This is a genomic window from Paenarthrobacter nitroguajacolicus, assembly GCF_031455195.1.
GTDB lineage: Bacteria > Actinomycetota > Actinomycetes > Actinomycetales > Micrococcaceae > Arthrobacter > Arthrobacter nitroguajacolicus_D.
The window spans coordinates 394,464-417,107 of sequence record NZ_JAVDSH010000002.1; the positions used below are offsets into that span (position 1 = coordinate 394,464).

Genomic DNA, 22,644 nt, shown 5'->3' on the forward strand with positions numbered 1-22,644 from the left:
CACGTGGAAGAGTACACGGCAGCCCTGCCGCAGGAATCCCGCCAGCCGTCAGCACACGATCTCGAGGTCCTCAGCCGCCAGCTGGGCAGGCCGGTCCGCGACGTCGTTGAGATCCCCGCACGGTGCGTCTGCGGCAACCCGCTGGTCGCGGCCACAGCGCCCCGGCTGAGCAACGGAACACCGTTTCCCACTACGTTCTACCTGACCCACCCGGTCATCACCTCCGCTGTGTCGCGGCTGGAAGCGGGCGGGCTCATGACCCGGATGAACGACCGGCTGACCGCAGACGGGGAACTCGCTGACTCGTACCGCGGTGCGCACGAAGCCTACCTCCAGGCACGCAACGAGATCGCTGACCGTTCCGGAACCGGCGCTGTGCCCGAAATCGACGGCATTTCCGCCGGCGGCATGCCCACCCGGGTCAAGTGCCTGCACGTGCTGGTAGGCCATTCGCTGGCTGCTGGGCCGGGCGTCAACCCCTTGGGGGACGAAGCCTTGGAAGCAATCGCCGAGTGGTGGACCAAGGACCGCTGCTACTGCGACGGCGCGTGGGACACTGCGGGGGAGGCCCCTTCCCGCGATCTCAGCCGCCACGGCCCGCAGGGCCTGCCCGACATCGTGGGCCGCCCCGCGCCCGTACGTAAGCCGAAGTCTGAAGCTGTTGGCGAGCAGTCCGCCAGCAACCAGGACGGCACCGCATGAGCCGCGTCGCCGCGATCGACTGTGGAACCAATTCCATCCGCCTGCTCATCGCGGACACCTCGGTCGAGGGGGCTGCGGGGCCATTGACGGACGTCGTGCGCGAAATGCGCGTGGTGCGGCTTGGCCAAGGCGTTGACGCCACCGGCGAGCTCGCTCCTGAAGCCCTGGAACGCACGTTCGCCGCCGCTGGGGACTACGCAGCCCTCATCAAGGAACATGGTGCCGGGCCCGTCCGTTTCGTGGCGACATCAGCCACCCGCGACGCCCGCAACCGCCAGGTTTTCGTGGACGGGATCCGGGACCTCCTTGGCGTCGAGCCCGAAGTAATTTCCGGGGATGAGGAAGCCGCGCTCTCGTTCGCCGGGGCCAGTAGTGTCCTTCCAATAACGGGGGAGGACGCCGTCCTCGTCGTGGACCTCGGCGGAGGCAGCACGGAATTCGTCCTGGGGGACTCCTCCGGCGTGATCGCTGCCCGTTCCGTGGACATCGGATGCGTGCGGCTGACTGAACGCCACCTGCGCAGCGATCCGCCCACTGCCGCCCAGATCGCCGCAGCAGAGGCCGACGTCGATGCCGCCCTTGCGCTTGCCGCCCAGGCTGTGCCGTTGAACCGCGCCACAGCCGTTGTTGGCGTCGCCGGGTCGATCACCACCATCACCGCGCACGCGCTTGGCCTGAGCGAGTACCAGCCAAGCCGGATCCACGGTGCCTCCCTCGACCTGGAAACGATCAGCGACGCCGCCACCAACCTGCTCGAAATGACCCGTGCGGAACGGGCAGCGCTTCCCTACATGCATCCCGGTCGCGTGGACGTCATCGGTGCCGGTGCCTTGGTGTGGCGACGCATCCTGGCGCGCCTGACCGAGGTCAGTGAAGGTGCCATCAGCGCTGCTGTCTCCAGCGAGCACGACATCCTGGACGGAATTGCGCTGAGCATCCGGGGAGCCGAATGACGTTGCGACGCCGCCGTTCCCTTTCGATCGCGCTGGCCACCACCCTGGCCGGCGGGACGCTCGCGGGCGCGCTGCTGACGGCTCCGGCTGCCAGCGCCGACGCCTGGCGGGACAAGGAGTTTTGGCTCAAGGACTCCGGGGTCACCAACGCCTGGCAGGTCTCCAAGGGAGCGGGCGTCAAAGTCGCCATCATCGACAGCGGTATTGACGGCAGCCACCCGGACCTCAACGGCGTCGTGGTCGGAGGGACCGACGTATCCGGTGCCGGCGCTCCCAACGGGCAAAAGAGCATCGGCGCCAAGACAGAGCACGGGACCCTGGTTGCGAGCATGCTTGCCGGCCGGGGACACACCACTCCCACGGCCTCTCCTTCAGCGTCCGCTTCGGCCCCGCCGCCTGTGCCGCCCAGTACACCTCCTGCCGGAGGGCCCGACGGAATCGTAGGTGTCGCGCCCGAGGCGCAGATCCTCTCGGTTTCCACGTGGCTCGGCTCCCCGAACCCTGGCGGCAAGTCGGACCAGGAACAAATCCCCGACGCTGTTCGCTGGGCCGTGGACAACGGTGCCAAGGTCATCAACATTTCCTTGGGCAGCACCTCGCCGGACTGGCCCCAGAGCTGGGACGCGGCGTTTCTTTACGCCGAGCAAAAGGACGTTGTCATTGTGGCCGCCGCCGGTAACCGGGTTGGTGGCAACATCCAGGTGGGTGCCCCCGCCACCATTCCAGGTGTCCTTACCGTCGCCGGGTTGGACGGCGAGGGACGCGCCAGCGTGGACTCCTCGTCCCAAGGCATCAGCATTGGGGTCGCAGCCCCGGCGGAGAAGTTGGTGGGTGCCATGCCAGGCGCCGGCTACGCCGAGTGGGCCGGGACGTCCGGAGCGGCACCCATCGTGTCCGGTGTGGCCGCCCTTATCCGTTCCAAGTGGCCTGAGATGAGCGCCAACCAGGTCATCAACAGGATCGTCAGCACCGCCAAGGATGCAGGCGCCCCGGGCAAGGACCCGCTGTACGGGTACGGGATCCTCAACGCCGAAGCTGCACTCAAGGACGACGTACCCGCGGCGGCCAGCAATCCCTTGGGCTCCATCGCGGACTGGATTCGCGTGCATCGGCGCGGAGACTTCAGCGAGCCTTCGCAGGCACCGGTCGCGAGTCCCACCAGCGCCGCGCCCACCTTGGCCGATCCCACCGTCCCCGTAGCCAAGACGCCGGCGTCCATGGACGACGCCCTTCCTGCCGCCGTCGTCCTTGGTTTTGGTGGCCTGTTCCTCGCCCTCATCGTAGGTGCCGCAATTCAACTGCGAAGGGTTTCCAAACGTCCCGGTCCTGTGGTCGAGGAAGCCGAAACCGGAGTCATGGAGACGGTGGATCCACCCGGCAAGAAGTAGTTAGTGAAGATTTTCACAAAGTACTGTACTCTGGTGTCATGGCAACCACCCCAGAGCTCATTGACCGTCCCCGGGTTCTCGTCGTCGGCGGCGGCTACGTCGGCTTGTACGTAGCACTCAAACTGCAGAAGAAGATCGCGAACGCCGGCGGCATCGTCACCGTCGTCGATCCCCTGCCGTACATGACCTACCAGCCCTTCCTTCCGGAAGTTGCAGGCGGCAACATCGAGGCACGCCACGCCGTCGTCTCCCACCGTCAGCACCTCAAGCAGACTGAGCTCATCCAGGGCCGCGTCACCAGCATCGACCACGCCAACCGCACCGCGGTCATCGCCCCGTCCGACGGCGGCGAAAACTTCGAAATCCCGTACTTCGACGTCGTCATCGCTGCTGGCGCCATCACCCGCACCTTCCCCATCAAGGGCCTCGCGGACAAGGGCATCGGCCTGAAGACCATCGAGGAAGCCGTTGCGCTGCGCAACAAGGTGCTGGAGCGCATTGAAGCCGCTTCCACCATGACCGACCCCGCAGAGCGCGCCAAGGCCCTCACATTCGTCGTAGTCGGTGGCGGCTTTGCCGGCATCGAGTGCCTCACCGAGATGGAAGACCTCGCCCGCGCCGCAGTGCGCAACAACCCGCGCATCCGCCAGGAAGAAATCCGTTTCATCCTGGTCGAAGCCATGGGACGCATCATGCCCGAGGTTACCGCCTCGCAGGCAGAATGGGTTGTTGAGCACCTCCGCAGCCGCGGCATCGAAGTTCTCCTCAACACCTCCCTGGACAGCGCCGAGGGCAACCTCAAGCTCATCAACCTCCCGGACAAGACCCCGGCGCAGGAAGTTGAAGCTGACACCCTGGTGTGGGCTGCCGGTGTGCAGGCCAACCCGATGATCCGCTCCACGGACTTCCCGCTGGAACCCCGTGGCCGCGTTCGCGTCCTCCCGGACCTGCGCATCGCAGGCGACGAAGGCATCGTCGAGAACGCCTGGGCCGCTGGCGACATCGCCGCTGTCCCGGACCTCACGGGCAAGGGCCTGCCGGACGGCACCTGCGTCCCCAACGCCCAGCACGCACTTCGCCAGGCCAAGAAGCTCGCCAAGAACCTGTGGGCTTCCCGCTGGGACAAGCCGCTGCACGACTACAAGCACAAGAACCTTGGCGCTGTTGCCGGCTTCGGCGAGTGGAAGGGTGTTGCAAACATCAACCTGCTCGGCCGCATCGGCCTCAAGGGCGGCCTCGCCTGGCTGGCACACCGTGGCTACCACGGCATGGCGATGCCCACCGTTGAGCGCAAGTTCCGCGTGATCTTCGGCTGGATCCTGGCCTTCTTCGCAGGCCGCGACACCACGCAGCTGATCGATCTCGACAACCCGCGCGGTGCCTTCGTGGCCGCGGCAACGCCGGCCCCCAAGCCCGCAGCTGCCCCGGCGCCCGTCGAAGCCAAGCCTGCTGCCGAGGAAGCCAAGACCCCGGTAACTGCTGACGCCAAGTAGTACACGCGCGACGGCGGCCATCCCCTTGCGGGGGTGGCCGCCGTCGGCGTTTAATCAGTCGCGTTTCCCCGGGCCCTAGACTGTTGGCATGTCCGGTGAAACCGACCTGAAGACCCTCCTGCAGTCCTTGCATCCCGTGGTCCGCGACGGCGAGTACGTGTACGCCCTCTGGCCGCACGGGCGTCCGCTGGAGGGCGAGGTGGAGGCGGCCGTGCGCGAGGCCGAGGGACTGACCGTTGTCCTCCACCGTGACGAGGCCGATCGGCTGGGCCTCACTTATGATTTTGTGGCCTCGTGGATCACCCTCCAGGTCCACTCCGCCCTCGAAGCCGTAGGTCTCACGGCGGCTGTGAGCGCGGCCCTGACTCACGCGGGGATCAGCTGCAACGTCCTGGCCGGGTTCCACCACGACCACCTTTTGGTGCCCACCGCAGATGCGGGCCGGGCCATGGATGTGCTCCAGCTGCTGGCTCGTGGCGTCGTGCTGCGTTCCGAACGGCCCGAGGACCGGGCCGGGATCCTGGACCTGACGGCCCGGGCGTTCTCCATTTCGCCGGTGACTGGCGAACCCGTGGAGGGCACGCCCATTGAGGTAGGGCTGCTGCGGGAGCTGTTCGAATGCGCGGAGTACATTCCCGAACTCAGCATTGTTGCGGAGATCGGCGGGGAGATCGTGGGCCACGCCATCACCACCCGGGGCTGGATCGGCGAACTGCCCGCTTTGGGTTTGGGCCCCATCGGTGTGCTGCCGACGTTCCAGCGGCGCGGTGTCGGATCAGCGTTGATGCGTGAAACCGCAGTGCGGGCAACAGCCATGGGGGAGCGCGGCATAGCCTTGCTCGGCAGCCCCGCCTACTATCCACGCTTCGGCTACGTGCCGGCCTCGTCCTTTGGCGTTGAAGCGCCGGAAGCGGCGTGGGGTGAGCACTTCCAGTTGCTGCCACTGCCGGAATGGCCCAACGGCGTTCGGGGCACCTTCCGTTACGCCGAACCCTTCAACAGGCTGTAGCTGGGATACCATGGTCCGGGCGCCCCAGTAGCCCAATTGGCAGAGGCAGCGGACTTAAAATCCGCGTGTTGTGGGTTCGAGTCCCACCTGGGGCACAAACAAAAAAGCCTCCGAATCCCTTGCGAACTAAGGGATTCGGAGGCCTTTTTGTTGCCCGAGTTCGACCAACCAAGATGGGCTTGGTGGTCTATTTGGTGGTCTAAGTGCTTGATGCGTGAAACCAAAGGCTCAAACTTCCGTCCGGCTAATGAACTTCCCACACCTCGCCTCCGCCAATTTCAACGCGCCTGGCGATAGTGCCAAACACATTTGTCATGCCCCCTGACGGCGTGCTGAGCGCACCCCTCCGGCCCATGTGCGATAACAGGCCGAATCTCACTAACCATCAATAAACAGCTCCCCTCGGTTTGAACCTTCAAGCGACTGAGCGCACCGACGCCCGAAGAACTTGCAGTCATCGAAGCAAAGGAGATTACCCAATGACCCCCCATCGTCCCTGGCCTTGACCCGGCCGCCCTAGACGCACTCGCCAAGCACGGCACTCCAGTGCTGTGGCTCATGGCCGTGGCCTTCTTCGCCCCGCCAGTAATCGCTGTCATTCAGCAGACACAATGGTCTGCTCGGAAGAAATCCGTTGTGGCTTTCCTCTTCTACGTCGTAATAGCTGGCATTTGGGTTTGGCTCAACGGCCTATTCAACGTCGTTGGCTGGGTTGCCGCGGTGCTTCTCGTGTTCATCGTTGCGGGACTGCCTATCGCGAGGCCTGGAAGAAGCTCGCGTCGTCGAAGCCATTCAGACCGCAACAGACATCCAGCAGAAGCAGGGCAAGCACGAAACCGGAGCACCCGTAGCAGACCTCTAGATTGGCGGCGAGGGCACCATCGCCAACGCCGCAACCAAAATCATCGATGGCAACACCCCGATCAGATAAAAAGCGAAAGCCCCCACTCTCCTTCGGGAGGGTGGGGGCCTTAGCGCCGTTGAGTGCCGCTTGCCGTTCCTTCCGGCTGCCCCTGATAATTTGAACTCGGTCTAAAAATGGGGGAGAACAATTGCACGAGTACCTGACGCCGGAGATCATTCCAGCTGGAGATCTATATGTCGCGCGCGGCCTTGGCATCCTTGCCACTGATCCGGCCAAAAGTTCCGCAAGCGGGGGACCCGGCAACCTAGATCATCAGTACATTCGCTTCTCGGTTGAGGACCTGAAACACCGTGTCGATGCGTTCCGATCCCGTCCACAGAACGAGCTTTCGGACACTCAGTTACGGGACGGCGTATACGCGATTCTCTTAGGCGAGAAGAGCCAATCAATAACATTCCTTCGGACCAAGATCGAGATCGCCGCCGGCAGCAACCTCTTCCGTGCCCGCTGGATAGAGGACAAGGACAAGCAGTTACGGACGACATCGGACATCTGGGAACCCAAGGCCGAGCACGTCTCACGGGCGGGACGTTTGAACAGCTCGGGAGAGTCGATTCTGTACACGTCATTAGCTTCTCCTCGAACGGCCTTGGCAGAGTGCCGCTTCGAAGTGGGAGATGTGTTTGCCATGAGCCGCTTCGAGGCTAAAGATCTCCTCAGCGCCATCGTCGTTGGATTTGCCCCGCTGATGCCTGGACTCAGCGAGGAAAACGGCCGCAAGTTGCAGGTCATTCAGGACTTCCTTGACGAGTCCTTCAGCTCAAAAGCCGGACGTGATGACCCCGAACCTTACAGGCTGTCGAGGTTGCTGGCGCTGGAGTTCTGGGATATGCCCAAGCAGATGAGTTCCGGCTGGGCTTTCCGCTCGACAGTAGACCCCACGGGCAGTGGATGGAACATCAGTTTCCGTCCCGCCAGAGGACGCCAGTCCCTTCGTTATAAAGAAACGCACCTCTACGAACTGCTGGACTATGACGAGACGACGGGCACGCCCAAGGTCAAATTGCTGGGGGCCTATCAGCCTGGCCCCCGCGAACGGCTGCGCCGCCTCACAGACGAACGTGTCGGTTCCTTGACGCATTGGTTCTAGCTGATGCTGTCCTCGGCTCGTGCTCCGTTGGAAGATATAGCGCCACCAGAGTCCTGGACTGTGCAGACAGTGAGTCTCGCCTGCACGGCCGGGCTGCTCTAATCCTTGCGAATATCTAGGAGTGTGCAGCCCTCGGGGACCAAGCTGCGAGCGACGGCAAGCGCGTCCTCGTAGGTATGACCAAACGCGCTGACGTGCCCCTGCTCGCCCTGGGGATTTTCATAGCTCAGCTTTACTTCCAAGCACCCAATCCTATTTCCCTTAGGTTTAGGGGATGGACGAACTTCTAAGGCAGGGCCAGTGGTGGTGGCTTCTTGTGCCTATTGCTGCGGCGGTAGTAGGCACTGTGGCCGGCGTTTGGATCGGTGCTCGGCTGAGCAAGACGACAGAGCATGAGCAGTGGCTGAGGAATCAGAAGATCGACTCATATACGAACTTCCTCCGCCAGATCCACGCATGGATCAGGGCTCTAGACAAAGAACACGATGCACCTATGGCGGCAGATGAAGAATCCGTTCCCTTGAAGGACATCACTGACACAACAAACGCAAGGTTAGATCTGGTGGCATCCCGGAAGGTGCGGGGTCTGATCGTCAGACTCGAAGGGGAGCGCTGGCGTTGTCGCGAGGCTGTCAGCAAAAGTGAATACATCACCAATAGGTACGCTCTCAACTTGGCGCTGGAGCGGCTCCTCGAGGCCATGCGTTCCGACCTTGACTCAGTCGACAGGGACTCCATCTGGCGGCGCGTTTTCTTCAGGTGCTACCAGTGGTTCGTCCGTCCAGTCAAGGAATGGCTGGGGGCGAGGCAGGACCGACCGAACGCCGGCTGATTGGTGGCCTATTTGGTGTCTATCATTCAAACGCGGGCGCATTTCAGCGCACCACAGCGCACCGGAGTTCCCCGTGATCTAGGCGAATAAGCACCCCAGCGCACCCCCTCGCAACCCCAAAGCTCAGACTTAAAGTGGGTTCGAGTCCCACCTGGGGCACGGCGGAAGGTGAGAGCTGTTTCTCCCTTCCGCGACGCGGGTGTTGTGTTCGGTGCCCTTTCCCAGCAACCTCGTAGATTTCCCACAGGCAACGAGTGTTATAGGGATGTGACCTGAATCACTTATGTTCGCCGATCAATTGCATTAGTTTGAGTCTTAATCAGGAACACCTGAGTAATCGCATCAAAGGCAGTTCGCACCTTTCGATCGAGGAGACAACGAATGTTTGATCTTTCCCCGGCGGCGCCCCGAGCCGCCAAGCTAACCGCGCTTGGCATTGGGGTCGCCCTCTTGGCCACAGCTTGTGGTGGGTCTTCGACGCCAACCCAAACTGGGTCTTCATCCGCCGCGGCCGCAGCAGGAATCTCCTGCCCGGCGCCGAGTGCGGGGGCGGGAGCCGGCAACAGCCAGGCTGCCACCAACTCTGGACCTGTACCTCCCTCGACCACCACTACTTCCACGCCGCTTAAGCTTGGATCGCTCCTGCCGACAACGGGGTCGCTGGCGTTCCTTGGCCCGCCCGAAATCGCCGGTGTCAACCTCGGTATCAAGGAAGTCAACGACGCCGGTGGCGTGTTGGGTGCCCCTGTTTCGGTTGTTCACCGTGACTCCGGTGATACCAAGACAGACATCGCCACCCAGTCCACCACGGCCCTCCTGGGCCAAGGCGTCAGCGCTGTCATCGGTGCGGCTTCGTCGGGCGTTTCCAAGACGGTTATCAACCAGATCACTGGCGCCGGTGTCATCCAGTTCTCGCCTGCGAACACGTCGCCCGACTTCACCACGTGGGACGACAAGGGCCTCTACTGGCGAACTGCACCGTCCGACGTCCTGCAGGGCAAGGTGCTCGGTAACTACATGGCTACCTGTGGAGCCCAGACCGTTGGCATGATCGTCCTCAACGACGCTTACGGAACCGGCCTGCAGAAGAACGTCAAGGAAGCCTTCGAGGCAGCTGGCGGCAAGGTTGTGGCCGAGGAACTCTTCAACGAAGGTGACTCCCAGTTCAGCAGCCAGGTGGACAAGGTACTGGCCGCCAAGCCGGACGCCATCGCACTGATCACCTTCGACCAGGCCAAGAGCATCGTCCCCCTGATCACCGGCAAGGGCATCAAGCCCACGCAGCTGTTCATGGTTGACGGCAACACGTCGGATTACAGCAAGGACTTCCAGCCGGGCACCTTGAAGGGCGCGCAGGGAACCATTCCCGGCACGTTCGCCAAGGATGACTTCAAGAAGAAGCTGCTGGCAATCGACCCGGCCCTGAAGGATTACAGCTACGCAGGTGAATCCTACGACGCCGTGAACCTGATTGCCTTGGCCTCCGAGGCAGCCAAGAGCACCAAGGGTACAGACATCGCAGCCAAGCTCAAGGAAGTCTCTGAAGGCGGCGAGAAGTGCAACAGCTTCGCAGCCTGTGTCACCCTGCTCCGCCAGGGCAAGGATATCGACTACGACGGCCAGTCCGGTCCTGTCACGTTCTCCGACGCCGGTGACCCCACCGAGGCGTACATCGGTATCTACCAGTACCAGGATGACAACACCTACAAGCCGGTCCGCGAAGAGTTCGGCAAGCTCTAAACTCTTGAGACCGTAGCGACGCAACAGGTCCCCTTCCTCACGGAGGAAGGGGGCCTGTTTGTTTTAACTCCAACGCGAGGTCACTTACGGCATATGTGGGGGCTCAACATGGGCCGTAAGTGACCCCGCGTTGTGGTTGAGCACGCGTTCCACCATTTCCACGCCCTGGCGCTCAAAGACCGGATCGCCGACGTCGTGTGCCCAGACGACAGTGCCGATGGCCTGGTTCAGGCTTTCCAGCCTCAAAAGCTGCCGGTCCTGCCCGGACTCTACTGTCCTTCCCAGGCCCTTGTAGAAGGCCTCAGAAAGCCTCGGATGCCCCAAGAACTGCTGATGGCTGAGTCGGACAAGGTCGTGGACCCAAGGGCGTAGCTCTGCCCGACCGAAGTCGATGACTTTTGTCTCGCCGTCGTCCGTCAACCAGTTGCGGGGCTGGTAGTCGCCGTGGGTGGTGACCAGCTCAGCAGGGCCCGCCACGATGCCATCGAGGGCCACCGTGAGCTGCTCCAGGGTCTGCCGGGGGAGTAGGGAGCCTGCTCGCTTAATGATGGAGCCCGTCCTGGTCTTCAACGCCCGCACGTAGCTGTGGGACGTACCTGCCGGCTGGTGGAGCGCGGCCAGGATGACGCCGGCCTGCCGGTAGGTTTCCGGCTCCTGTTCGGCGGGAGTCCCCGCAACCAAAGTCCCCGGCAGGAAACGGGTGACCAGCAGTCCGGCGTCGGCTGCGGCGTGCAGCATCACCGGGACCCTGCCGTCGAGACCGGGCATCCCACGGGAATAGGCTGCGATTTCCCGGCGGATGTGATGGCTTGTCTCGCTCGCCTTGATGATCAGCTGGTGTCCTTGGACATCCTTCACCTGCAGAACGGTGGTGTCCTGGAGGGGCCAGGAGTGGTCCACCACGACCTCATAGCGGCCGAGCCAGGACGTCAAAATACTCTGCTGTCTTTCGGTGATCCCCTCTGGCATCAGTCCAGCATGCCAGCAAACAGCAAAACGCGGGGTCACATCCGGCCCGTTGGGAAACCCAACATGGGCCGGATGTGACCCCGCGTTGCTTGAGGTTAGACCTCGTCCGCCAGGGTGCCCAAGTACAGCTGGATAACCTTCGGGTCCTTCATGAGCTCACGGCCCGTACCCGTGTACGCGTCCTTGCCCTGGTCCAGGACGTAGCCGCGATCGCAGATCTGCAGGCAGCGGCGGGCGTTCTGTTCCACCATGATCACGGAGACGCCTGCGCGGTTGATCTCGTGGACGCGGAGGAACGTCTCGTCCTGCTTGACGGGGGAGAGGCCGGCCGACGGCTCATCCAGCAGCAAGACAGCCGGGTCCATCATGAGGGCCCTTCCCATGGCCACCATCTGGCGTTCGCCACCCGAGAGGGAACCGGCGCGTTGTGCGCGCCGCTTGCCCAGTTCCGGGAACAGGCTGGTGACAAAGTCGAAGCGCTCGGCAAAGTCCTTGGGCCGCTGGAACATGCCCATTTGGAGGTTCTCTTCGATGGTCAAGGTAGCGAAGACGTTGTTGGTCTGCGGAACGAAGCCCACGCCCTGGGTCACCAGCTTGTTGGCCTTCAAACCTGTGAGGTCTTGTCCGCGAACCACTACGGTGCCGGAGTGCACCTTCACCAGGCCGAACATGGCCTTGAGCAGGGTGGACTTGCCGGCGCCGTTTGGGCCGATAATGCCGATCAGCTCGCCCTTGCGTGCTTCGATGCTACAGCCGTTGAGGATGTTGACGCCCGGGATGTAGCCCGCCACCAGGTTGGTGACTTTGACGACGGAATCGCTTGCCGGGGCGGCTGCCGAGGCGGGCATTGCAGCGGGACTGCTCATTTCCCGTCCTCCTTCTTGGGTTCTTCGATGTCGGACAGAATGCCGGCATCTTCCGTTCCGACAACCGACTCGTCATCGGCTACGAGTTCCGCTTCAAGTTCCTTGATGCCTTCAGCGTCGCCAAGATCGACGTCGTGGTGGGCGCCAAGGTAGGCGTCGATGACGGCGGGATTCTTCATCACTTCTCCCGGAGGTCCCTCAGCCACCACCTTGCCTTCGGCCATGACCACCACCCAGTCAGCGATGTGGCGGACCATGTTCATGTCGTGCTCAACGAAGAGCACGGTCATGCCTTCGGCTTTGAGGTTCTTGATGTGATCCAACAGCGACTGTGTCAGGGCCGGATTCACGCCTGCCATGGGTTCATCGAGCATGACGAGCTTGGGCCGGACCATCAGCGAGCGTGCCATTTCCAGGAGCTTGCGCTGGCCGCCGGAGAGTGACGCAGCGTAGTCGTCCTTCTTGGCATCAAGCTTGAACTTCTGCAGCAGGATGTCAGCCTGGGCGGTGATTTCCTTTTCCCGGCCACCCCACATGCCTTTGAAAAGGGCCTTGGAGAGACGTTCGCCGGGCTGGTCGGCAGCGCCGAGACGCATGTTTTCCATGACCGTCAGCTTGCCCATCACTTTGGTCAGCTGGAAGGTGCGGACCATGCCCATACGGGCCACCTTGTAGGAGGAAACACCGGCGAGGCTGTTGCCCTCGAACTGCCACTTTCCCGTGTTGGGAGTGTCGAAGCCCGTGAGCAGGTTGAACAGCGTGGTCTTGCCTGCGCCGTTGGGCCCGATCAGGGCCGTGATCTTGTGGCGGGGAATTTCGAGGTACTCGACGTCCACGGCATTGATGCCGCCAAAGGAACGGGTAACGTCCTCTGCCACCACGATCGGGTCGCGCTTCTTGCAGCCGGGCAGGTTCTCCCCGACGGCGATCGGCCGCGAATCGGTCATATAGTCGATGTCTTGTTCGTTCATTTCACTCATGCGAATGCAAGCTCCTTCTTATTGCCGAAGACGCCTTGCGGGCGGAAGATCATCAGGAGCATCAGGGCCACACCCACCAGGATGTAGCGGAGCTGGCCTGCCTGGACGGTGGTAAGCCAAGTGATGACCCCCGATTCGATGAGGCCGTACAGAAGGCTCTGGGTCAGGGAGAGCACTACCCAGAAGATCATGGCTCCAATGACGGGTCCCAGGACAGTGGCCATGCCACCGAGGAGGAGGCAGGTCCACAGGAAGAACGTCAGCTCCGTGCCGTAGTTGGACGGCTGGACAGCGCCGCGGGGCAACGTGAAGATCATGCCGGCAAGTGCGCCGAGCACACCGCCGATGACCAGCGCCTGCATCTTGTAGGAGTAGACGTTCTTACCGAGTGACCGAACGGCGTTCTCGTCTTCACGGATGCCCTTCAGTACCCGGCCCCAGGGGCTGCGCATGAGGAGCCAGACCAACAGGCAGCAAACGATGACCAAGGCCCATCCCACCACGCGGATGAAGAAGTCCCTATTGTTCATGCCCATATAGGAGCCCTCGGGGAAAGGATTCATGGCGTAGAAATCGCCCTCGAAGGCGGCCAGGCCGTTTGCCGAACCGGTGACGCTGGTCAGCTGGTTGGTGGTGACGACGTAGCGCACAATTTCGGCGGCGGCAATGGTCACGATGGCCAGGTAGTCGGCCCGTAGCCTCAGTGTGGGAATGCCGAGGATGAAGGCGAAGATCACCGAACACAAGATGGCGATCAATAGGCCAATGAAGAACGGAGCCTTGAACGTCAGGGTGGAGATGGCAAAGCCGTAGGCACCCACGGCCATGAAACCTGCCTGACCGAAGTTCAGCAGGCCCGAGTAGCCGAAGTGGACCGCAAGGCCCAAAGCGGCAAGTGCGTAGGCCGCCGTCGTCGGACTGAAAAGTTCGCCAAGGGCGCTGGAGAGAATAAATCCGAAATCCATGGCCCGCTCCTAACCCACACGCTCACGCCGGCCGAGGATACCCTGCGGTCGGAACAGAAGGACAACAATCATGATGAACAGGGCACCGACGTATTTGAGGTCGGCGGGGAGGCCGAACACGGTAGTCAGTTCCACGAAGACGCCGACGACGATCGAGCCGATCAGTGCGCCGAAGACAGTTCCCAGGCCACCAAGGGTCACACCGGCGAAGATGAGAAGCAGGATCTGCGAGCCCATGTCGAAGGTGACGCCTGGCCGGTAGTACGCCCACAGGATGCCGCCGAGGGAAGCAAGGACACCGCCAACGATCCACACCAGCCTGATTACGGAGTCGACGTCGATGCCGGAAGCCGCTGCCAGTGCGGGATTGTCCGCCACGGCGCGGGTTGCCTTGCCGAGGCGCGTTTTCAGTAGGACGATGCCCACCAGCGCGATGACCACGGCACTGATGATCAGTGACCAAAGGTTGTTCGGCGTGATGGACACCGGCCCGATCTGGATTTCGGCGCTTTGGGCTCCGGGCAGCTGCTGCGTGGCGCCGCCGAAGAAGAACTGGATGACGTACCGGATCGCCAAGGCAAGGCCGATGCTGACGATCATCATGGGCACCAGGCCTGAGCCACGTTTACGCAGCGGGCGCCACAGTCCCGCGTCCTGGACGTAGCCGAAGAGTCCGCCGCCAACCAGTGCCAGCAGGATGGCCAGCCAGAAGGGGAGCCCCATACCGTTGAACATGAACACCAGGACCGCGCCCAGTGTGACCATCTCGCCGTGGGCGAAGTTGGTGAGGCCGGTGGTTCCGAAGATCAGGGACAGTCCAACAGCGGCGAGGGCCAGGAGCAAGCCGAAGCTCAGGCCCGCGACCAGGCGGTTGAGCAGGTTCTGGCCGAAGTCCTGTTGCTGGATCACGATGCCTTTGCCAAAAGCGAAGATCACCGACAAGTTGGAGGTCTGGCTGAAGGTGACATCGCGGGGATTGTCCTGGCCTTCAGCGAGCTTGATGCCCTCTGGCAAGGTGGAGGTATCCAGCTCGACGGTGTAAGTGCCCTGGACGGGAACGCCGATGCTCCAGGCTCCGTTGGCTCCTGAGGTGGCTTCACCCTGGAAGCCATTACCTGAGGCCTTGATTTTGACGCCGGGTATGGGCGCCCGGGCGTCATCGCGGAGGAACCCGCTGATGTTGTTCTGGAAATTTGTTGCTGATGGCGAAGGCGAGGGGGTGGTTGCCTCCGCCGCGGGGGCGGCGATCAACAGAACAGCGATGAGGGAAGCGAAAAGCGCCCCCACTACTCTCTGCAGTCCCTTGGACCGTCTGATGGACGGGTCGCGCAGTGTGCTTCTCAAAATGGAAACCTCCACAGTGGGGGTGGTCCCGGCTGCGCCATTGCAGCCGGTGCGAACGGTCATGGGGCTTGTGAACAGTTCTTGCCTAGCTGCCTCGATTGTGATCTAAGTCACCCATGTGTGGCCTATGTTACCGCTCGCGGCGAGTAATAAATGCCCAGTTGGGCGGCGCGAAGATCGCGATCAGGTAACAACTGTGAAGCTGGAGGCAACTAAGGGTGTAGCACTCCTTAAGTAAACCTTTGTTGTTTGACGGTGTTACTAAACGTTCGGCCGAACGCCTACGCCAGCCACTGTCCCAATTTCGTGTCACGGTTACGTTTCGGCTGCGTGAACAAGGGAACTATCCCTGCCGCCCGGCCGTGGTAATTGGTACCGTGAACTATCACTTAGCCCTTTTTCAGGAGGACACCCGTAATGGCACTTGGCGGAAACCCAGTCTTCAACGGAAAGAATTTCCGTGGAGCAAAGCAGGCCCCGCCTGTACCGCAAAATCCGTACGGCCAGCAGTTTAACCCTGCAGGCCGGGCGCCCGGGCAGGTCATGGACGGTCAAGCCGCATGGTCGGCCCAGCAGCAGAGCATGACCAATGAGCAACTGCAGCAGATGTACAACCAGCCCGCTGCCGGCCCCGCCGACACCGGTCGCATGACCTATGACGACGTCATCATGAAGACCGTCGCCTGCCTCGTGGTTTTGGTCATCGGTGCTGGCATAACGCTCTTCGTTGCCCCGGCTCTCTCCACCATGCTGATGGTCGTTGGCGCGCTGGGCGGATTCGTGCTGGCCCTCGTCAACACGTTCAAGAAGCAGCCCTCGCCCGCGCTGATCCTGGCTTACGCCGGCCTCGAGGGCCTGTTCCTCGGCGGCCTCACCCGAATCCTTGATGGCATGTACCCGGGTGTCGGCCTGCAGGCAGTCATCGGCACCCTGGCTGTTTTCGGTGTCACGCTGGTCCTGTTCAAGAGCGGCAAGGTCCGCGCGACTCCCAAGATGGTCCGCTTCTTCATGATCGCCACCATCGGTTACGCGGTCTTCGCGCTCATTAACCTGGTCATGATGTGGACCGGCGCCGTGCAGGAGCCCTTCGGCCTGCGTACCAGCATCACGATTGCGGGCATCCCCCTGGGTGTCTTCATCGGCATCCTGGCCATCGGCCTGGCAGCCTTCTCGCTGATCATGGACTTCACCAGCATCGAAGAAGGCGTTCGCGCCGGTGCCCCGGAACGTTATTCCTGGGTTGCGGCATTCGGCCTGACCGTCACCCTGGTGTGGCTCTACGTCGAAATCATCCGCCTGCTGGCAATTCTGCGCGGCGACGACTAACGCCGCCGGAACAAGTAAATGCAAGAATGCCCCCGGACAATGTTCGGGGGCATTTTCGTATTCCGTGCTAGCTGAGGCGCTCGAACACCACGGCCATGCCTTGGCCGCCGCCCACGCATAAGGTCGCAAGGCCCAAGGTCCCGTCGCGCTCCTTCAAGCCATTCAGCAGCGTGCTGGTCATTCGGGCCCCCGTCATCCCGAAAGGGTGCCCCAACGCGATGGCACCACCGTGGACGTTGAGCTTGGCGGGGTCGATCCCAAGTTCGCGGGCGCTGGCGACAACCTGGACCGCGAAGGCTTCGTTGAGCTCCACCAGATCGATGTCGTCCATGGTCAGGCCGGCCAACGCGAGTGCACGTCGCGAGGAGTCCACCGGTCCCATGCCCATGAGTTCGGGGGAGAGGGCGCTCACGCCGGTGGAAACCACCCGCGCCAGGGGCTGGAGTCCAAGTTCGCGGGCACGGGTGTCGCTCATGACCACTACGGCGGCGGCGCCATCGTTGAGGGGGCAGGCATTGCCCGCAGTCACCGTCCCTGATGCGCGGAACACGGGTTGCAACGCGGATACCGCTTCCAGGGTCACCCCGGCCCGGGGCGAATCGTCGCGGTCCACCACAACCCCGTCCTGGCGTGTGTACGGTGTGATGTCGCGGGAATAGAACCCCGAGGCGATGGCGGCTTCGGCGCGGTTCTGGCTCAGCACTCCCCACTGGTCCTGCTCAGCCCTGCTGATGCCGTAGCTGGTGGCGACGTTCTCGGCGGTCTGGCCCATGGAGATGTAGATGTCCGGCAAACGGCCGCCCAGCCGGGGGTCCGTCCACGGGATGTTTGAGGCCGCCCGGGCTGCAGTCCGTTGTGCGGCGGCCTCGAAGAGGGGGTTGTGGTTGGCGGTATCGGTTTCGCCTGCCCCGGCCCAGTTCTGGTACCTGGACACGCTCTCCACCCCCGCCGAGACGATCGCGTGGGCTTCCCCCGATTTGATGGCGTGAAAGGCCATTCGCAGCGTTTGCAGGCTCGACGCACAGAAGCGGTTGATGGTGGCTGCCGGAACACGGTCCAGTCCGGCGAGGACAGCAACCACCCGTGCCATGTTGGAGCCAGCCTCGCCGCTGGGCTCAGCGCAGCCGAGCAGGATGTCGTCCAGCCCCCGGCCGTCATCGGCGCCCGGATCGAAGTCGGGCAACTTGGCCAGGGACGCCTGGACCATGGCGGTTGCAAGGTCGTCCGGACGTTCGTCCTTGAGCGAGCCTTTGAAGGCCCGGCCTATGGGACTCCTTGCAGTGGAAACAATGACAGCCTCAACCATGGCCCCAGCTTACGCCCGGCATCCGGGAGGGAATCCGGGCGCAAGCGAGGTGGACATCAGGCCAGGCGCAAGGCGCCGGCTGCCGGGGTAACGGTGAAAATGTCCGGCGCCGTAAAGCCCGCGTCCGCGAAGGAACGCACGACGGCGTCGCGCACCTGCTGCTCCTGGCCCACCGGGGTCAGGGCAATGGCCGAGCCACCGAAACCGCCGCCGGTCATGCGGGCGCCGATGGCGCCGGCGGACCGGGAAGTGTCCACAGCGAGGTCGAGTTCCGGGCAGGAGATCTCGAAGTCGTCCCGCATGGAGACGTGGCTGGCATCCAGGAGCGCCCCAATGGAGGCTGGACCCTGCGTACCAAGAATTTCCACCGTTTGGAGGACCCGGTCGTTTTCAGTGACGACGTGCCGGACCCGTCGAAGCGTAGTCTCGTCCAGCAGGCCGGACGCTTCCTCCAAACGCTCCACACCGACGTCGCGCAGTGCTTTGACTCCAAGGATCTCGGCACCCAACTCGCAGGACGCCCGCCTGGAGGCGTAACCGCCGTCGGCGTGGGAGTGCGACACTTTGGTGTCGATGACCAGCAGGACCAAGCCTGAAGCCTCGGCATCGAAGGGGACCAGCTCCACGTGCTGGTCGCGGCAGTCCAGGAAGACCGCGTGCCCCTTGGCTCCCCGCAAGGAGGCCGACTGATCCATGATTCCCGTGGGTGCGCCAACAAAAACATTCTCGGCGCGCTGGGTGGCGAGCACCAGTTCCTCGGCCGCGAACCCGGAGCCGGTCAGGTCGTTGAGGGCAGTGATGACCGCGCATTCGATGGCGTGGGAAGAGGACAGGCCAGCGCCCAAAGGAACATCGGAGTCGAGGAGCAGGTCGAATCCAGGCACGGTGACGTCGCGTTCCTGCAAAGCCCAGGCCACCCCCAACGGATACCGCGACCAGCCCTCGCCCGAGCCAGGTTCCAGAGCGTTGATGTCAGCCTCCACAAGGCCGTGGCCACCGAAGGTGGAGAGCAGGCGCACCGTGGAGTCGGCGCGGACGCGCATTGCCACCTTTGCCGTTTTGTCGATGGCGAAGGGCAGGACGAACCCTTCGTTGTAGTCGGTGTGCTCGCCGATCAGGTTCACCCGTCCCGGAGCCTGCCACACGCCGTCAGGAGCGGCTCCGAAGACTTCCTGGAAGCGGGAGGCGAGGGCGCTGGTGTCGGTGGTGGTGCTCATGCTCGGGTGCCTTCCAGGGTTTCGGCGGAGGCCGGGGCGGCAACGTTGCGCAGCCGCTCGGCGACGGCCTCCGGCGTGGTGTCGTTGATGAACGCTCCCATGGCCGCTTCGGAGCCGGCCAGGTACTTGAGCTTATCGGCCGCGCGGCGGGGCGAGGTCAACTGCAGATGGAGTTGGCCGGCCGGGCGCAGGACCGGATCCAACGGCGCCTGGTGCCATGCCGAGATATATGGCATGGGTGTCGGGTAGAGCGAGTCCAGCCGCTTCAAAAGGTCAAGGTAGACGTGCGACAGTTCGTCCCGCTCCTCCCCGGTCAGCGCTGCCAGGTCCGGGACGCTCCGGTGCGGCACCAGATGGATTTCCAGGGGCCAGCGCGCGGCGAAAGGTACATAGGCGCTGAAGTGCTTGGCCTCCAGCACCATCCGGCTTCCATCGTCACGCTCGGCCTTGAGCAGTGAGGCACCCAGCGTTTCCTTCGCGTCGACGTCGTCGTAGTACTTACGGGCGACTGCGCCGAGCTGGGCCGCGCGGGGGGGCACGTACGGGTAGGCGTAGATCTGGCCGTGGGGATGGTGCAGGGTGACGCCGATGTCTGCGCCACGGTTTTCGAACGGGAACACTTGTTTAATGCCCGGCAGTGCGCTCAGGGCCTCGGTGCGCTGGGCCCACGCCTCGATCACGGTGCGGGCGCGTGTTTCACCCAGTTCGGCGAATGAACCCGTGTGCTGCGGGGTGAAAGCCACCACTTCGCAGCGGCCATACGCCGCTCCCTTGACCCCGTGGCCGCTGAAGCCTGGTGCTGGAAGCGCGGGAATGTCGCCCACCGCAGGTCCCAGCGACGGGAAGCGGTTTTCGAAGACCACCACGTCGTAATCCGGGGCCGGAATCTCGGACGGGTTCGCTGGGGTCGTGGGGCAAATAGGGCACTGGTCCGCGGGCGGGAGATGCGTCCGGGCCTGCCGGTGGGCAGCTACGGCCACCCAGTCACCGGACAACGCGTCGTACCTGACTTCGCCCGGTTCGCCCCGGGCGGGAAGTTTGCGGTGGTCCACCACGGATCCGGGGGTTCGCTCCGGGGTTCCGGGGTCGTCGAAGTAGATCAGCTCCCGGCTGTCCGCGAGGCGTGTGCTGGTGATGCGACTCATGAATCCATCATTCCACAAGTGACCAAAAACGCATAGTTTCTAACAAAAGCAAACATTGCCGAGCGGTGGGGAGCATCCGTTATGCAGTACGGTAATGCCATGCCTGCCTCACCAACGCCCGCTGACCAAACCGACCAGCCAGCCTCCCGCCGCTTCGCCACTGGCCGCCAATTCGAGCTTCGCAGGGGCGACGCGCTCGCCGTGGTCACAGAGCTCGCAGCCGGCCTCCGCCTCTATTCCCGCAACGGTACCCAGCTGACCGAAAGCTACGGCGACCACCAGATCCCGCCCGGCGCAACAGGCATCACCCTGGCACCCTGGGCGAACCGCATCGAAGACGGCGTCTGGTACCTCGACGGGAAAAAGCAGCAGCTCGACATCACCGAAGCCTCCCGCAACAACGCCAGCCACGGCCTCCTCCGGAACACCGGATACACGCTGGTGGACGAGTCCGAATTCTCCGTGACCCTGGAAGCCACTGTCTTCCCGCAGCACGGGTACCCGTTCCTGGCTCGGCACCAGGTGCGGTATGAGCTGGATGAAGCCCTGGACCTCCGTGTCTCGCAGACAATGCTCAACGACTCCCCATCCGCATTGCCGTTCGTCCTGGGCGCCCACCCCTACTTGCGCATCGGTGACGTCGCACCGGAGGACCTGACACTGACCGTGCACGCAGGCACCCGCCTGGTGGCCGATGAACGGCTCATCCCAAGGAGCGCCGCTGCGGCGGACGGGGAGTTCGATTTTTCCGGAGGGCCCACCGTGGGCGGACTGCTGGTGGACGTCGCCCTGACGGACCTGGCGTTCGACGGCGGTGTGGCCCGCCACACGCTGACGGCAGCAGACGGCCGAAGCGTGAGCCTGGAGCAGGATGAAGCCTGCCAGTATGTGCACGTCTTCGTCACCGACACCTTCCCGGGCCGCGCCAGGGCGGTAGCCATAGAGCCCATGACTGGTCCGGCCAACGCGTTCAACAGCGGCGACGGATTGCGCTGGCTTGCCCCCGGCGAAGCATTCACCATGAACTGGGGCATCACGGCGTCCCTTTAGCCATACCGGACCGCGGCGCGGTCCGGTTTCCCATACGGCGCGGGCTGCGGAAGTATAGGTTCATGACGCCAACACCGGACGCCAGACCACGTTCTGACCGCCAAATCGCCGAGGACATCCCCTATGGGGTGCGTATTGCCGCCGCGTGGTCGTGGCGGGCAGGGCTGATCCTGCTCATGATCGGCGCCCTCGTGTGGTTGCTGGGCAAGGTCAGCTTCCTCATTATTCCCGTGATGGTCGCAGCCCTCCTGGCCGGCCTGCTCTATCCGGTGGTCGCCTGGCTGCGCAAACGGAGTATGCCCAACGGCGCCGCCGTCGCCGTCACAGTCCTGGGCTTCATTGGCGTCATCGCCGGTGCTCTGGCCCTTGTGGGGAGGCAGCTGGTATCCGGCTTCGGAGAGCTCTGGCAAGAGGCCCTGGCCGGCATCCAGCAGATCCAGACGTGGCTGGCAGATGGGCCGCTCCACCTGACGGCCGACCAGATCGACCAATACATTGCCGATGGCGCCAACGCGCTGCAGAACAACAGCAGCAGCATCCTTAGCGGTGCCCTGTCCTTCGGCAGCACCGCCGGCCACTTTGCGGCAGGCCTGGTCCTGGCACTGTTCATCCTCATCTTCTTCCTGCTCGAAGGCAGCCGGATCTGGGGATTCCTGGTCCGTCTTTTGCCCAAGACAGCGCGCCGGGCCACAGACGGTGCCGGTCGCCGCGGATGGACCTCCATGGTCAGTTACGTCCGCATCCAGATGTTCGTTGCCTTCGTGGACGCCGTGGGCATTGGTGTTGGCGCAGCCATCATCCAGGTCCCGCTGGCCCTGCCCCTTGCAGTGCTCGTGTTCATCGGCTCCTTTATCCCCGTGGTGGGTGCCCTGGTCACCGGTGCCATCGCCGTGCTGCTGGCACTGGTGGCCAACGGGCCCATCAACGCCTTGATCATGCTGGCCATCGTGTTGCTTGTCCAGCAGCTCGAAAGCCACATCCTCCAGCCGCTGGTGATGGGCAAGGCCGTAGCCCTGCACCCGGTCGCAGTAATCCTCTCGGTGGCCGCAGGGTCCTACCTGGCCGGAATCCCCGGAGCGCTGTTCGCAGTGCCGTTGCTCGCCGTAGTAAACACGGCAGTTCGCTACATTGCGGGCCGGACGTGGGAACATGATGAAGGATTGGGCGGCGTGGAGCTCCAGCCGGGCACAGCTTCGGCGGGTCCGGACTCAGACGCCAACTTCAAGGACATTGGCATCCAAAAGCTCCAATCCCGGTCCGGCAAAGGCGTCGGCGGAAAGACCAAGGTTTCAGGGAGTACCTCCGTGGAGGACCCTGCGGCCAACACCAACAAAGGAGAATAGT

The 22,644-nt window shown here is 63.3% G+C and carries 19 protein-coding genes and 1 tRNA gene; 12 read left to right on the forward strand and 8 right to left on the reverse strand.

The window, feature by feature from the left end; all coding sequences use genetic code 11:
* The first annotated feature begins 3 nt into the window (after window positions 1-3).
* The 9 genes from J2Y68_RS05615 to J2Y68_RS05655 all read left to right on the forward strand — a co-directional run bounded on the left by J2Y68_RS05615 (window position 4) and on the right by J2Y68_RS05655 (window position 10,132).
* Window positions 4-702 carry a DUF501 domain-containing protein gene (locus tag J2Y68_RS05615; protein ID WP_309990818.1) on the forward strand — a complete coding sequence of 233 codons (699 nt, stop codon included), beginning with the start codon at window positions 4-6 and terminating at the stop codon, window positions 700-702.
* Window positions 699-1,655, forward strand: a complete 957-nt coding sequence (locus J2Y68_RS05620) for a Ppx/GppA phosphatase family protein (protein ID WP_309990821.1) — start codon at window positions 699-701, stop codon at window positions 1,653-1,655. Before J2Y68_RS05615 ends, J2Y68_RS05620 begins: the two co-directional genes overlap by 4 nt.
* Window positions 1,652-3,043, forward strand: a complete 1,392-nt coding sequence (locus J2Y68_RS05625; RefSeq protein ID WP_309990824.1) for a S8 family serine peptidase — start codon at window positions 1,652-1,654, stop codon at window positions 3,041-3,043. Before J2Y68_RS05620 ends, J2Y68_RS05625 begins: the two co-directional genes overlap by 4 nt.
* A gap of 38 nt (window positions 3,044-3,081) precedes the next feature.
* Window positions 3,082-4,536 (forward strand): NAD(P)/FAD-dependent oxidoreductase, encoded by a 1,455-nt coding sequence (locus tag J2Y68_RS05630; protein ID WP_309990827.1) that lies wholly within the window; start codon window positions 3,082-3,084, stop codon window positions 4,534-4,536.
* An 88-nt stretch (window positions 4,537-4,624) separates the two neighbouring features.
* Window positions 4,625-5,545, forward strand: a complete 921-nt coding sequence (locus tag J2Y68_RS05635; protein WP_309990830.1) for an N-acetyltransferase — start codon at window positions 4,625-4,627, stop codon at window positions 5,543-5,545.
* Window positions 5,546-5,566: 21 nt separating this feature from the next.
* A tRNA-Leu gene (locus J2Y68_RS05640) sits at window positions 5,567-5,640 on the forward strand.
* Window positions 5,641-6,597: 957 nt separating this feature from the next.
* Complete coding sequence (locus J2Y68_RS05645; protein ID WP_309990832.1) at window positions 6,598-7,560, forward strand: RES domain-containing protein; 963 nt, start codon at window positions 6,598-6,600, stop codon at window positions 7,558-7,560.
* 274 nt (window positions 7,561-7,834) lie between these two features.
* Entirely contained in the window at window positions 7,835-8,392 is a 558-nt protein-coding gene (locus J2Y68_RS05650; RefSeq protein WP_309990835.1) for a hypothetical protein, read from the forward strand.
* A gap of 381 nt (window positions 8,393-8,773) precedes the next feature.
* Window positions 8,774-10,132 (forward strand): ABC transporter substrate-binding protein, encoded by a 1,359-nt coding sequence (locus J2Y68_RS05655; protein ID WP_309990838.1) that lies wholly within the window; start codon window positions 8,774-8,776, stop codon window positions 10,130-10,132.
* A gap of 84 nt (window positions 10,133-10,216) precedes the next feature.
* Here J2Y68_RS05655 and J2Y68_RS05660 read toward each other — a convergent pair whose 3' ends face one another.
* The 5 genes from J2Y68_RS05660 to J2Y68_RS05680 all read right to left on the reverse strand — a co-directional run bounded on the left by J2Y68_RS05660 (window position 10,217) and on the right by J2Y68_RS05680 (window position 15,319).
* A complete protein-coding gene (locus tag J2Y68_RS05660; RefSeq protein ID WP_309990841.1) occupies window positions 10,217-11,101 on the reverse strand; it encodes a phosphotransferase family protein in 885 nt (294 codons plus the stop codon).
* A gap of 95 nt (window positions 11,102-11,196) precedes the next feature.
* Window positions 11,197-11,967: an ABC transporter ATP-binding protein gene (locus tag J2Y68_RS05665; RefSeq protein WP_309990844.1), complete on the reverse strand. Its 771-nt coding sequence runs from the start codon at window positions 11,965-11,967 to the stop codon at window positions 11,197-11,199.
* The gene (locus tag J2Y68_RS05670) at window positions 11,964-12,947 is read right to left on the reverse strand and encodes an ABC transporter ATP-binding protein (RefSeq protein ID WP_257368706.1); all 984 of its coding nucleotides are present in this window, start codon (window positions 12,945-12,947) and stop codon (window positions 11,964-11,966) included. The genes J2Y68_RS05665 and J2Y68_RS05670 overlap by 4 nt, the downstream gene beginning before the upstream one ends.
* The gene (locus J2Y68_RS05675) at window positions 12,944-13,912 is read right to left on the reverse strand and encodes a branched-chain amino acid ABC transporter permease (RefSeq protein WP_211713111.1); all 969 of its coding nucleotides are present in this window, start codon (window positions 13,910-13,912) and stop codon (window positions 12,944-12,946) included. Before J2Y68_RS05675 ends, J2Y68_RS05670 begins: the two co-directional genes overlap by 4 nt.
* 9 nt (window positions 13,913-13,921) lie before the next feature.
* Entirely contained in the window at window positions 13,922-15,319 is a 1,398-nt protein-coding gene (locus J2Y68_RS05680; protein WP_309990850.1) for a branched-chain amino acid ABC transporter permease, read from the reverse strand.
* A 354-nt stretch (window positions 15,320-15,673) separates the two neighbouring features.
* On the opposite strand from J2Y68_RS05680, the gene J2Y68_RS05685 reads away from it, so the two are divergent.
* Window positions 15,674-16,582: a Bax inhibitor-1/YccA family protein gene (locus J2Y68_RS05685; protein ID WP_309990853.1), complete on the forward strand. Its 909-nt coding sequence runs from the start codon at window positions 15,674-15,676 to the stop codon at window positions 16,580-16,582.
* A 67-nt stretch (window positions 16,583-16,649) separates the two neighbouring features.
* On the opposite strand, the gene J2Y68_RS05690 is transcribed toward J2Y68_RS05685, so the two are convergent.
* The 3 genes from J2Y68_RS05690 to galT are packed head-to-tail and all read right to left on the reverse strand — an operon-like array spanning window position 16,650 to window position 20,250.
* Window positions 16,650-17,888, reverse strand: a complete 1,239-nt coding sequence (locus J2Y68_RS05690; protein ID WP_309990856.1) for an acetyl-CoA C-acetyltransferase — start codon at window positions 17,886-17,888, stop codon at window positions 16,650-16,652.
* A gap of 56 nt (window positions 17,889-17,944) precedes the next feature.
* Window positions 17,945-19,105 (reverse strand): galactokinase, encoded by a 1,161-nt coding sequence (galK, locus tag J2Y68_RS05695; RefSeq protein ID WP_309990860.1) that lies wholly within the window; start codon window positions 19,103-19,105, stop codon window positions 17,945-17,947.
* Entirely contained in the window at window positions 19,102-20,250 is a 1,149-nt protein-coding gene (gene galT, locus J2Y68_RS05700) for a galactose-1-phosphate uridylyltransferase (RefSeq protein ID WP_309990863.1), read from the reverse strand. Before galT ends, galK begins: the two co-directional genes overlap by 4 nt.
* Before the next feature lie 99 nt (window positions 20,251-20,349).
* Here galT and J2Y68_RS05705 point away from each other — a divergent pair, with 99 nt between their 5' ends.
* Complete coding sequence (locus tag J2Y68_RS05705) at window positions 20,350-21,300, forward strand: aldose 1-epimerase family protein (RefSeq protein WP_309990866.1); 951 nt, start codon at window positions 20,350-20,352, stop codon at window positions 21,298-21,300.
* Between the two features lie 62 nt (window positions 21,301-21,362).
* Window positions 21,363-22,643 (forward strand): AI-2E family transporter, encoded by a 1,281-nt coding sequence (locus J2Y68_RS05710; RefSeq protein ID WP_309990867.1) that lies wholly within the window; start codon window positions 21,363-21,365, stop codon window positions 22,641-22,643.
* The last annotated feature ends 1 nt before the right edge of the window (window position 22,644 follow it).

Bases quoted from the DNA above. Each gene is read 5' to 3' on its own strand.
- J2Y68_RS05620 (WP_309990821.1), top strand. From the start codon at position 699: ATGAGCCGCGTCGCCGCGATCGACTGTGGAACCAATTCCATCCGCCTG.
- J2Y68_RS05625 (WP_309990824.1), top strand. From the start codon at position 1,652: ATGACGTTGCGACGCCGCCGTTCCCTTTCGATCGCGCTGGCCACCACC.
- J2Y68_RS05630 (WP_309990827.1), top strand. From the start codon at position 3,082: ATGGCAACCACCCCAGAGCTCATTGACCGTCCCCGGGTTCTCGTCGTC.
- J2Y68_RS05635 (WP_309990830.1), top strand. From the start codon at position 4,625: ATGTCCGGTGAAACCGACCTGAAGACCCTCCTGCAGTCCTTGCATCCC.
- J2Y68_RS05650 (WP_309990835.1), top strand. From the start codon at position 7,835: ATGGACGAACTTCTAAGGCAGGGCCAGTGGTGGTGGCTTCTTGTGCCT.
- J2Y68_RS05655 (WP_309990838.1), top strand. From the start codon at position 8,774: ATGTTTGATCTTTCCCCGGCGGCGCCCCGAGCCGCCAAGCTAACCGCG.
- J2Y68_RS05660 (WP_309990841.1), bottom strand. From the start codon at position 11,101: ATGCCAGAGGGGATCACCGAAAGACAGCAGAGTATTTTGACGTCCTGG.
- J2Y68_RS05665 (WP_309990844.1), bottom strand. From the start codon at position 11,967: ATGAGCAGTCCCGCTGCAATGCCCGCCTCGGCAGCCGCCCCGGCAAGC.
- J2Y68_RS05670 (WP_257368706.1), bottom strand. From the start codon at position 12,947: ATGAGTGAAATGAACGAACAAGACATCGACTATATGACCGATTCGCGG.
- J2Y68_RS05675 (WP_211713111.1), bottom strand. From the start codon at position 13,912: ATGGATTTCGGATTTATTCTCTCCAGCGCCCTTGGCGAACTTTTCAGT.
- J2Y68_RS05680 (WP_309990850.1), bottom strand. From the start codon at position 15,319: ATGACCGTTCGCACCGGCTGCAATGGCGCAGCCGGGACCACCCCCACT.
- J2Y68_RS05685 (WP_309990853.1), top strand. From the start codon at position 15,674: ATGGCACTTGGCGGAAACCCAGTCTTCAACGGAAAGAATTTCCGTGGA.
- J2Y68_RS05690 (WP_309990856.1), bottom strand. From the start codon at position 17,888: ATGGTTGAGGCTGTCATTGTTTCCACTGCAAGGAGTCCCATAGGCCGG.
- galK (WP_309990860.1), bottom strand. From the start codon at position 19,105: ATGAGCACCACCACCGACACCAGCGCCCTCGCCTCCCGCTTCCAGGAA.
- galT (WP_309990863.1), bottom strand. From the start codon at position 20,250: ATGAGTCGCATCACCAGCACACGCCTCGCGGACAGCCGGGAGCTGATC.
- J2Y68_RS05705 (WP_309990866.1), top strand. From the start codon at position 20,350: ATGCCTGCCTCACCAACGCCCGCTGACCAAACCGACCAGCCAGCCTCC.
- J2Y68_RS05710 (WP_309990867.1), top strand. From the start codon at position 21,363: ATGACGCCAACACCGGACGCCAGACCACGTTCTGACCGCCAAATCGCC.